Source organism: Shimia sp. Alg240-R146, assembly GCF_947331465.1.
Lineage (GTDB): Bacteria > Pseudomonadota > Alphaproteobacteria > Rhodobacterales > Rhodobacteraceae > Shimia.
Window position 1 is genome coordinate 156868 of sequence record NZ_CAMZOK010000003.1, and the last position, 11480, is coordinate 168347.

Consider the following 11480-nt stretch of genomic DNA (forward strand, 5'->3'; position numbering starts at 1 on the left):
CAATGTGACCTTAGCCCTCAAACCCCAGAAACCGCGCCGCGTTCTCCACCGGACGGCGACGGGAAACCACTGAATTGGCCACAAAATCCTCGTCTGGCCAGCCCAGCGCCACGCACGTCAAGATGACTTGATCCTCGGGGATCTGCGCCACTTCCCGCACAACAGGGCTTTGCATGATGCCCTGCCCGTTGATCACCGCACCAAGGCCGCGGTTCCACGCCGCGAGAACCAACCCATAGGTCATGGCACCGGTGTCAAAATGCGCAATCGTGTTGCTCAGAAGACTGCGGTCAAAACAGACCACAATCGACACCGGCGCATCAAACTGCCGAAACCCACGCATGACCCAATCCTGACGGCGCTCCTTGTCGTTGCGCTCAATGCCCATCGCCTCAAACAACTGCACCGCGATTTCGATTTGCCGCGCGCGATGCTCGCCTTCGTAGGCGGCGTAATCCTCGATATCCCGCGTCGGTGTCACACCGCCAAGCATGCGTTCTGTGTTGCCCCGCCGCACCCGCTCAAGCGGTTCTCCGGTCAGAACATGCAAATGCCAGGGCTGTGTGTTCATTGACGACGGCGCACGGTTTGCCAACGCAATCACCTCTTCCAGCAACTCCCGCGACACTGGCTCATCCGTAAACCCCCGAATGGAGCGGCGCTCCTGTATTGCCTGATCAAGTTCCATGTCCGCGCCTCTATTTTGATGCTGTGCCTCCGGCCACTGCCGGTCTTGCTGATGGAACCGCGAAATCGACGGTCACACAATGCAAACCCATCCAATTGCCGCCCCGTCACTGGACACACCGCCCCCACAAAAGAGCCGGCGGCCTCCCCCAAGGAAAGCCGCCGGTCAAACGGTCATAACAAGTTTGGCAAATGCGCCGTCAGTCCGACACGCCGCGCCCAATCGGGACAGGCGCGACCAGATACTCGTCCGCACGATGGCCAAACTCGGCCGCGTCCTTAGCCGCGTAGAAGTTGGTCAGAGAGATCGCCACCTGAAAGCTAAAGTCGGTCGAGTAGGCCGAAGCGTTGCTTGATGTCGCCGCTGGAATGTTCTGGAACCAGAACATCCACTCGTCCATGTCTTTGATGTCAGGCGGGTTGGGGCCACCGTCCGGCACCGATCCCGGAGGCACCAACGACGTCAAAGCCGGATACTGCGCCATGATGTGACACGCCAAACAGGAGGTGGTGTTCAAATCCGCCGGTCCGTTCAGACGCCCGTTCCATCCCAGATGCTGCGCCGGAAGATTGGCGCTGTCGGTGATGATGGTTTCTTTCAAATCAGGATTGATCACGGTCTTCGTGGGCGGGAATGGTGTGGTGGTATTGGTGGTGTCCTGCGGATCGTTGCCCCACATCAACCCGACCGGGATCAGGTTGTGATGCAGCTTCTCGGCGTCGCTGCGATCGGCGGGCGCAGGCGCACCTTTGACATCCGCTTGACCGTTATAGGCAAAGGTTCCCAGCACCCAATTGGTCACCGGCGCCGTGCTGTCGCGCACCATAATGTCCATCTGCAACAGATTGACCTGATGCACTTCACGCGTGACTGGCCCGTCGCCAACCGGATCAAAGGTCGGTGTGATATAGCCAAACCAGGAATAGGGGTTTTCAAGGAACGGAATGTTGCCCTTGTCGCTGCCCCGCGGCGCATCTGTGAACAGCAACTTGGCAAACACCGCGCCGTCCTTGAAACCGCCACCATAGCGCGCATCTGTTACACGCGGATCTGGTCCTTCGGGGTTCTTCCACATCTCATGCAACGTATAGGCGGCAATGTCGTTCACCAACGTGATCGCATAGACGGAATAGTTGCCGTCCTGTCCGTCCTGCCCCGCCGAAATCTGATGCGGGCTCATCGGGGCTTCTTTGATCAGACCACGAAACCCTTCGGTGCCGCCATTGGGCGGATAGGCCGTCGGAGAGCTGTGCAGCCACGGAATGTGATACCAGTTCGCCTCTGTGTTCTCGAACGGGTTCCAGTTCGGCGTGTTGCCCGTCAGGGAATAGCGTTTGACCTTCTCCAGATACTCCGCCGCCGTGCTTGGGTCCATGAACTCACCGGTGCCCACAAAATCCGGTACCGTGTCAGGCAACGTGTTGGGGAAATCGGTCTTCAGGCGGAAAATCGGCTGATCGGACCAGCAGAAAAAATACTCCTGCTGGCTGACCATAAAGCCAAAATCAGGATAGGGGCTGTTGTGAAAATCAAACGCCGCCGGATCGGTTTGCGGGTTCACCGGCTTGTTCGCATTTGGCGGCAAGGGTGCGCTGGAATTGTCCGGGCACAGCGGATTGATGTCGCTTGGCTTGCCCTCGGCGATGGCCATCGCGGGCAATGCCAAGGCAACCACGCCTGCTAGGCAAATTTGTCTGTGTCTCAAGGGTCTGTCCTCCCATTTTTGTTGAAATTCAGGATGTTGAAAACTGCTCTGGTGTGACTTCAAGCGCGGTGCTGACCGCATCGACCGTGGCGGGCGCATCCAGCACAAAGAACGGATCAAGTCCGCGCTCGACCCGGCTTGCCCGCACCGCGTTGCGCACCGCTAGGAAAACGCTGGTGGCCAACACAAGCGGCGGTTCACCCACTTCCTTGGACGACAGCACGCCTTCGGTGGGGCTCAATTCAAACGGCACCTTGCTGCGCGGGAACAAATGCGTGTCCAGTCGCAGCGGAATAGTGGTGGTCGCCGGAATCTTATACCGCCATGTGTTGACTGTGTTCAGCCGCCCTTCGTCGTCCGCCCCTTTGGGCTGGAACGCCATTTTCTCGGTCAACATCAACCCGACGCCTTGCACAAAGGCGCCCTCGACCTGCCCGATATCCACCGCCGGATTGAGGCTCATGCCCATGTCATAGGCCAGATCGGCCGACAGGACCTTGGTCTCACCGGTCAGCACATCCACTTCGACAACCGCGCAGGCTGCCGAATAGGTCCACCCACAGAACTCCGTAAATGCCCCGGGAATGGGGGTGTCGCTCACGGTGTATCCCGGAATAGACGGCTGATCTTTAGGGTTGGACGATTTGTAGGTGATGTTTGGCATGTCATCCAAACCACCCTCGATCTGCGCATTGTGTGTCGCCGTCAGGTTCACCCGATCGCCATAGGCCTGCGTAATCAGGGTCGGCCAGATCTGTTTGCCGGTAACGGTACTGATCGCCTGCCAGCCCTCATGCTTATAGTTCCAATAGTCCACACCGAGATTGACACACCACTGCTCGCCGTTCTGATCGCGCAGATAATCGGCATAGGCCATCAACCGTTTGCGCATTTCCTGACACAGCTGTTTGACCGCCTCTGCATTGTAGGACGTGCCCGTAGAGCCGCCTGTCGATGTCGGGTTCGGCGTGACCGCGGTGTGGGCGTTTTCCACTCGTACCATGTCCATCGGAATGTTGAGGACCATCGCGGCTACCTGCCGCGCCACGGTCAACAAACCCTGCCCCATTTCCACACCGGACTGATGGATCACCACTGTGCCGTCGGACTGATAAATCGCCAAACTGGCTGTGGCCTGCTCCAGCAGCGGCAGGTTGTAGCCCGAGCCATATTTAACCGGTAGCATCGCGACACCGCGCTTGCGCCAACGGTTCTTGGCGTTGAATTCAGCGACCTCTTGCTGCCGCGCCGCCAGATCCGCCTTGTCCTTCAGCCACTCCCAGACTTCCTGCATATAGCAATAGGTCAGCGCCTGCCCAAACGGCGTCGCCTGGCCGCGCACATAAAGGCTCTTTTCTCGCACCTCCTCGCCGGTGATCGCGTCACCCTTCAGGCTCAACGCATACGCCGCGTCATCAATCGCTGCCTCCACGATGGCCTTGGATTGAATGTCGCCAAAGGCCCGCATCGCTGTTGATGGCGCGGTGTTGGTGCGACACACGTCGATCTGCGCCTGATAATTTGGCACTGAATACGCATTGTCCGCCCGCGTGATGATGCAGTTTGAGACAATAAACGAGCAGTCATAAAACGCGCCGCCATCGCCCCACAACTCAATGTTCTGACCGCGAATACGCCCCCGATCCGCCGGATCAATGTCGCCATTGTCCAAGGCAATCTGCACTTTACCGAAATAGCCGTGCCGCTTGCCGATCATCGACGTGTCCTCGTCACGGCTCAGCGCAAGGCGCACGGGTTTGTCAGTAGCACTGGCCGCCACCACGGCAGGCCCCACCACAAAACGCGTCTGCTCGGTCTTGCCGCCAAAGCCACCGCCCACTGGCGGCACGTTGACTTGCAAGTGGTTGTATTGCGCCCCAATCGCCATGGCGCTGGTCTGGTGCATTTCCTGTGGGCTTTGCGTGGACGGATATACCGTCATCGTATGTGCGTCTCCGGGTTCCACCAGAACGGCTTGCGGCTCCATATAGAAATGCACCTGCCCGCCGATCTTGTGGGTGCTGCCAGACACAGTGCAGCTGACGCCATCAATGCTGATCTGATCATCCCGTGTCGGGCGCGTGATTGGGTCCGCATCCCAATCGCTCCACCCCATTACGCTGCCAGGGCGGGTGATTTTCCAGATGTGAGAGACAAAACTCGCCTGTGACGGCCAATCCGGATAGACCGATCCAACGCTGATCGCGTCCTCCAGTGTCAGAACCGGCTGGTCCCACCACGCCGGTTTTTCCCCGCCATCGGGCGCCTCATAAACTTTGGCCGTGTAGCCAACGCACTTCGCCTGAACAAATTGCGCGATCTCCTCGGAGGCCATTGGCGATGTCGCCGCCACAAGTGCCAAACACTGGCCGACATAAACCACCGTTCCGTCGCTCAACAGCGGTTGATCCGCGCCCATCCCTTGAGGGTTGATGCCCGTCTTCGGCACGTTTTTACAGGTGATCAGCTCCTCAAATGCAGCAAACCTCTCAGCCAGAAACTCCGACATCTCCTTAACGGTCAATTTGGCACCGCTCTCCGGATGTTTAAAATGGAACACGCCCAACGCCACCGAGCTGTGCACAAGGCTGGCAAACAGGGTGCCATACGGGCTTGGCAGCTCGTGAGTATAGCGCAGCTTGCCCGCAGTTTGCTCCATGCCCAGATATTTGATGTAGGGCACACCCACAGGTTGACGTTCCATCGGCGCATCGGATTCCCAGCTCTGATGCCCGTGGCTCACTTCCCAGTTGCCCCAGCTTTCCACGCCGGCCGACTGATCCGGCGCTGGCACAAGCCCGCCGGTTTGCTCCAAGCCGTTGACGTAGGCTTTGTAGAGGAAACTGGTCGCCAACTGCGCCTTGTACGCGTTGGACACGCCTTCGTAAGGCAAGCCCGCCATCCGCTCATTCTGCGCGTCAAATTCCGCCAGAACCTCTTTCAAAAGGCTCTCGGCAATTTCTCCAATCGCATCCAGATTAAAAGGCTTTCCGAGCATCAACTGCTCGGTCTGCCGCGCACGCCAAGGGTAAGGCGCCACACCGCCAAACGTAAGGTTAACGTGCCTGATCAGCCCGTCATCATCCAACGTGATTTGCGATGTCGTGTTCACCAGAGAATGTGAATTCACCTCCCGCAACGCCACCTTTTGCGCCAACGTCAGCACGCCTTTTTCCTGCGCCAGCAGCACCTGAAAACGGGTAAGGACCATGTGCTTCGCAATGCTCGCGTCCCGGCTCAGCTCATCAAACAGGTCGTCAATTTTGCTCCACTTAGGCTCCGGTCCACACCGGACATCGACCCATTCCACCCAGGATTCCGTCCCGGTAAGCGCCGTGGCCGCATCAGACGGAAACGGCTCGCCCTCGGCGACATGATGCGCGACCAACATAAAGTTGCCGCCAATCGTCGCCGCGTTGCGCACCAAACGTCCCGCCGTGCGCATCGCCATGTGATGCAGCGCGCCCAGCGGCGACGTGCTGGGATAGATGATCCGCCCGTCCGGATCGGTGGTGGTCAGGCCCAACGCCAGCATCTCTTTTTCCAGCTTCGTCAACAGGGTGCTGTAATCCGTTCCCGCCGGAATGTTGTAATACCCGTGCTCCTGACACAGCTCGCCCTGCAATTCAGGCACGGCGCGCACGTCTATCAACACATCTGCCGCCTGATATTCATCCGCGTAGATGCCATAAGAGGTGTTGGCATGCACCAACCGCGCCTCGGGAAGTGCGTTCATCAACTCCACAAGCTCGGCCATCGACGTCGGCGCAAGCCATTTGCGTGCTCCATCTGTCTGCGCAGCAGGCGTCGGGGCCGCCTCTGCCGCTTCGGGAAACGGGATCGTGATCTTTGAGGCAGGAATTTGCGTCCGCGCCTCGTGATCCAGACGGCATTTCATCCGCTCTTTCTCGTCTTCCTCGCTCCAGTCCCCGGCAAAGGTCTTCATCCCGGTCAGGATCGCGCGGTATCCGGTACAACGGCACAGATTGCCATCCAGCGCCTGTTCGATCTCGCGCTTTGTCGCGTTGTGATTGTTGAACAGAAACTCGGTCATGTTCATGACAAACCCGACCGAGCAATAACCGCATTGCGTGCCATTGTTGGCCGCCAATCGATGGGCAACAGGGTTCATGCCACCATGCAGCGGCAGCTGGGACAGATCGGCATTTGCTCCGTCTTTCACCACCTGCGCGGCGGTTTCGGCTTTGGCAACAACCTCCTGATGCACCGCTTTGGCAGCATTGACGGACTTTAGCGGATCAGGGGCGACGCGATCCTGACTGCCCATTCTCGGCGCGCCCGCCCGCCCCATCACAAGGTTATGCTCGATCCGCGCCGGCAGCGGCTGGTTCGGCGTGCCGGTGCCTTCCACTGTTGTCACCACCAACCCATTCAAAGCCGTCACAGGCCGCAAGCAGGAATTGATCGCGCGATGCCGCGGCTTATGGATCTTTTCGTCCCAGTCTGACAGGATCACAGTACAGCCCCCACAGCCGCCCTGACCACAGGGTTTCTTGGGGCCCGTCAAATTCACATCAGGCGATTTCAAATAATCGATCAACAGCATGTCGGGCGATGGCGCGTCCAACGTCACCTTCTTACCGTTCAGAAAAAACGAAACTTGGTTGTCCATCGGTTTACCCTCTAACTCTCTGTTGAAATTGTCTTTTATGATTTTTTGGACCGTGCCTGATATCCTGCACGGGTCCACTTCACGACCTTGCTGCTGGCATCGCGCCAGACCATCACCATCCCGCCCGCACCATCTTCGCAAAGCGCGTGCTGACCGCCTTCTGGCAGTACAGCGCCCGGAACTTCGGCTTCCCGCGTCCACCCCGCCTGATCCAGAGTGCCAAACCCGTTTGATTTTGCTGATGCTGTGGACAGAACGCCGGTCAGCCCAAAAACCGCGTCATAGGCCTGCGGCGTGTCTGGATATGCGCCGCGATGCACCAAATGCAGTTCGCCTTCCATCGTGGCCAGCGTCAGCTTGCCATCCGCCAGATATTCATGTGCCACCGCAGCCAGTTTCTTGGCGAAATTCCCAACAGCAAAATCCGCAATCGTCCAGGTGTATTGCGTGGTGTCGTTGTCAGGCGCCGGGTTGCCTTGGAAATCCTTCGCCTGCAACGCGTTGAAATCGGCAAGGTTATAAGACGTCACGCGCATCGCCTGCGTGTTGCGCTCCTTGTAAACAAGGAACAATGACGCCCCCAACTGGCCCAGCGCCATTGGCCCGTCCGACAACTGCCCAACCGCAACTGCCGCACCCCAGCGCTCTCCGTCAAACACTGCGCTTTGAATGAACCCGTGGGCATCCTGCCAACCCATCATCATCTTGCGCCGATCACTGTCACCGACATCGCAATAGCCAAGCAGCGCGGGATTGCTGCCCCGCATCTCGTCGGGCAAAGTTTGCCAGTCCACCCAATCACAGCCGTCTTTGGACCGACTAAACACAAATCTGTCGTCCTTTGTCTGCGCAACCATCATCAAGCCATGGGCGTCTGACCCAAGGCAGATCGCGCCCCCAAACGTGGGCAATCCAATCGGCTCTGCCGCGCTCCAGGCGCCGTCTTCAAGTCGCGACAACGTCAAGGGCCCGTCGTCAGGCGTATCGGTCACCAGACATGGCACCCCATGGCACAGCGCCGCTTCCGCCTCATTGCCCAGCTCAAGCCCAGTCTCTTGTGGTGCCGACCAGTCAAACGACTGTCCCCACAACGACCGCACCCACCCCGCACCGCGATCGTTGGTCTTCAGCGTGCCAAGATTAAAGTTTTCCTCAACCGTGCGCAGCAGGCTGTAGTGGTTGAACGGCCGATCCCACGTGCTGCCCGGTGTGATCATGTCCCCCAACAGGACCGAGTAGATCTGGTTGGGCCCGTCGTAATTGGTGTCATATCCAACTGCGTCGTAATCCGCCTCGTCAAACGTAACCATGATCAAAGTGCCGGGCGGAACCCGTGATGCTTTCCATGCTGCCGCCGGATCGCTCAGCAACATATCTACATCCAGATCAAGCCCGATATTGCTCAGCCTCGATCCCGCCGCGCCTTGGACGTTCTCCACTCCGGGATTGCCGAAAAACACGAACTCCAGCCAGGCCGACAATTGCGGCACAAGCCGCGTACGCGGATTGGTGTCAAAATGGGTGTTGTAAAGGTAATGACCGTCGTTCCAGATGTCCGGCGTGAACCACGCATAGTCCGGCAAATCGCCGCCTTCGACGTCCTCCCAAAAAGCCGCCTCATCTACAATCTTTGCCCAACGGTCAGGTTGCGACTGCACCGACTGAAACGACGCAAACGCGTTGTGTTTGCGAAAATATCGCGCCAATGCGTCATTCGTGTTGGGGTACTGCTCAAGCGGCGCTTCGGGCGCCGGATAGGTCGGGTCCGCCCAAACGGGGTTCCACGCCTGCTGCGGCAACGCCTCCATATAGGCTTTCCAACTCACACCCTTGTTTTCCAAAAGATCGACAAGGTTCGCCTGTGGCAACGCCGCAGTGGGTGCGTCGTCATTTGTCACATCACATAACTGCCCGGCCAACGCCGCCACATAGTTGGTCTGCGACGGGTGAAAACACCCAAACGAATTGCTCAGAGACATCCCCGCCCGCGCGAGCTTTTCCATGAACGGATCTGCCAACACATAATTGCGGTATTGGTTCTCCATCATCACAACGAGTATCCGCTCAAACGCGTGCCGCACGCGGGCCTCCTCTGCGTGCTCAAGGACACGCATAAAATACATTTTCGCTAAATCTTCGCGTTAAAGGTGCGGCAAGATCTCACCTTAAATCAACCCCTGATTAAATCTTTTTTTAACATTCAACCCATGGGTAAGCTGACCCAACACAGCCCCACCGGGCTTTGGGCTCCAGTCCAGAGCGCAGATCATTGCTGGCCACGCGACGGATTTTTGGTTCGCCGTATCAATTGCAACGAACCCCTGGACAAACGTTCAGCTTAGTGGAGATGACGCAGGTAAATTACACCAAGCAGTCAACCAAAACGCCGCACTGGCATTTGCAAGATCGTGCTGTCTTTCTGCGCCGCCGGCCGCACCGCCACGTCACATGGATTTGCCGCGCGCTGCTCCTCACAGGTGACCCGGAATTGGCGCGGGGACATCCCGTTCCAGCGGCGGAATGCCGTCGCAAAGGACGCTTGGTCCGAATATCCCAGCGCATAGGCAATCTCGCTGATGCGGACCTCGTCCTTGATCAGGGATTTGGCCAGATTGTTGCGCAACTCGCCAACAATGTCGCGGAAACTGACGCCTTCCCGCAGCAATCTGCGGTGCAAAGTGCGCGTGCTCATGCCCAGTTCTTCGGCAACTTTCTCGACCGCTGGCATGTGATTTGGCAAGGCTTCGGTCAGCACGTTTTCCACGCGTGCCCGCAAAGGGTTCGGTACGGGGCCTTCTTCCGCCAACAGCAGTTGGCCGTATCCCGTCAAATGCGCCAGCAGATCAGGATCGTGTGTGGGGATCGGTGTATCAATGGCAGTCAGCGAAAACACCAAGGCGATCTCGTCGCTGCCAAACACCACCGGACAGGCCGCCACTTGGCGATACCGCTCGGCATCGTCTGCCACACGGTGCGTAAACCGGATTTCGATAGGCGCCACAACGGACTGCGTCGCCGCCCTGATACGCGCAAGCGCTGTGAACACTGCGAATTCCACAAGCCGGTGGTCCGCAAGGTGTTTTGCATCGCGCCAGACAAAAACCATGCGCGCCTCGTCTTCTGACTCTTGCAACGACCAGCTCAGCGCAGGGCTGTCCAACCTGTGCAAACGCGCCGTGCTCTCAATCGCAGACCTCAGATCGCGCGCGGTGCGTCCGATATACTCGACCAGGTTTCCATCCCGCCGCAGCGCGAGCCCAATCCGCGCAGCAAATGTGGTGTTTTCCGTAGCATCACAGGCCGCGTGGACCCACATCGCCTGCCGATCCGCCCAGTCAAGATCACGCCCGCCCCGCGTCCGCGCCAAACGGTCCGAGAAGCTCAGCTTGATATGCGCCATGTCGCGCGGGCTCGCTCCAGCCCGTGACATTGCTGCCAGCAGGAACGCTTCAGAACGCTCGGCGCCACTACATTGCACGGTCATCGTCTTTTCCTTCCGTCAAGCATTTGGTGAACCGGCCAGTCCGTTTACTTCCATTGGGTCATGCTCGTTCGGTCACTCGGTCTTTTTGCAAAATGTTGTTCGCGTGCCAGCGCAGCCAAGGCTTCGGCGGCCTTGCGCACACTGGCTTTTTGGTTGTCAGCGGTCATTTTCTGATCGCGCTGAAGGAGGGCGTTGGTACCCAAAGAGACAACAATCTTCATGGATATTGACCTATCTGCTGTGAAGCACACCCGACGCAGCGACCCGAAAATGCGACTTGTGTGAATTTGGAAACCCAAGACGGATGAGGGAGATCCGCCTCAGGCTTTCGACCGATCGGTTTCGCAGGCCGATCAGTTTTAGAAGGACAGCAATGCCGACAGACGCTCTCCTTCTTCTGAATGAAAATGGGCACGAAAATCCTGCGCCAGACGGTCACAGATTGCGCTGGCCTCGCCACCATTCGTGGCCAAATGGCTGCGCTCTTCAAAGCCAAAGGACCGGCTCAACACCTCTTCCTCAGCTCCGCCAAAGCCACGCGCTCCGTGACCATGAAATGTTTTATCTCTTTGCATGTTGGCCTCTTCCCACTCGCAAACGCCCCTCCAGTCAGGACAAACGCAAGCCTCTCTTCACTTCGATCACCACATCCTGCGGCGACCATCAATTGCATACTGATTGCAAGTTACCATTTGTTAACGCTTTTATCAAGGTCTTTGATTGCAAGTCGCACCCATCATGATTGCGCCCCTCAATCACACTGCCGCCCGGCGGCGCCACATGGGCCGCTCCACGGCTAACCAAATGAATTTTAAAGACGAATTTATCCGCCCGGCGCACGGCCTTGGACAAGGCCGGCTTCTTGCAGCGAAAACGTCAGCGTAAATCCAAAGGCGATGATCGAGATCGGGTGGGTTCCGGCGAATCGCCCTCTCGATTTAACGGCTGCGAAAACCGCCAAAACCCAGCC

The 11480-nt window shown here is 58.1% G+C and carries 7 protein-coding genes; all 7 read right to left on the minus strand.

Annotated features, from left to right (window positions below):
* Positions 1–10: 10 nt before the first annotated feature.
* The 7 genes from PG871_RS16365 to PG871_RS16395 all read right to left on the minus strand — a co-directional run bounded on the left by PG871_RS16365 (position 11) and on the right by PG871_RS16395 (position 11085).
* On the minus strand, positions 11–688 hold the full coding sequence (locus PG871_RS16365) for a nitroreductase (RefSeq protein ID WP_270731153.1): 678 nt from the start codon (positions 686–688) through the stop codon (positions 11–13).
* A gap of 199 nt (positions 689–887) precedes the next feature.
* A complete protein-coding gene (locus PG871_RS16370; RefSeq protein WP_270731154.1) occupies positions 888–2393 on the minus strand; it encodes a hypothetical protein in 1506 nt (501 codons plus the stop codon).
* A gap of 28 nt (positions 2394–2421) precedes the next feature.
* A complete protein-coding gene (locus PG871_RS16375) occupies positions 2422–7026 on the minus strand; it encodes a molybdopterin cofactor-binding domain-containing protein (RefSeq protein ID WP_270731156.1) in 4605 nt (1534 codons plus the stop codon).
* A gap of 35 nt (positions 7027–7061) precedes the next feature.
* Positions 7062–9140, minus strand: coding sequence for an alkaline phosphatase family protein (locus tag PG871_RS16380; RefSeq protein ID WP_270731158.1), 2079 nt, complete (start codon positions 9138–9140; stop codon positions 7062–7064).
* A 260-nt stretch (positions 9141–9400) separates the two neighbouring features.
* Positions 9401–10510, minus strand: coding sequence for a helix-turn-helix transcriptional regulator (locus PG871_RS16385; protein WP_270731160.1), 1110 nt, complete (start codon positions 10508–10510; stop codon positions 9401–9403).
* 44 nt (positions 10511–10554) lie between these two features.
* Positions 10555–10731, minus strand: coding sequence for a hypothetical protein (locus PG871_RS16390; RefSeq protein ID WP_270731162.1), 177 nt, complete (start codon positions 10729–10731; stop codon positions 10555–10557).
* 138 nt (positions 10732–10869) lie between these two features.
* Positions 10870–11085 carry a hypothetical protein gene (locus PG871_RS16395; protein WP_270731163.1) on the minus strand — a complete coding sequence of 72 codons (216 nt, stop codon included), beginning with the start codon at positions 11083–11085 and terminating at the stop codon, positions 10870–10872.
* Positions 11086–11480: the final 395 nt, after the last annotated feature.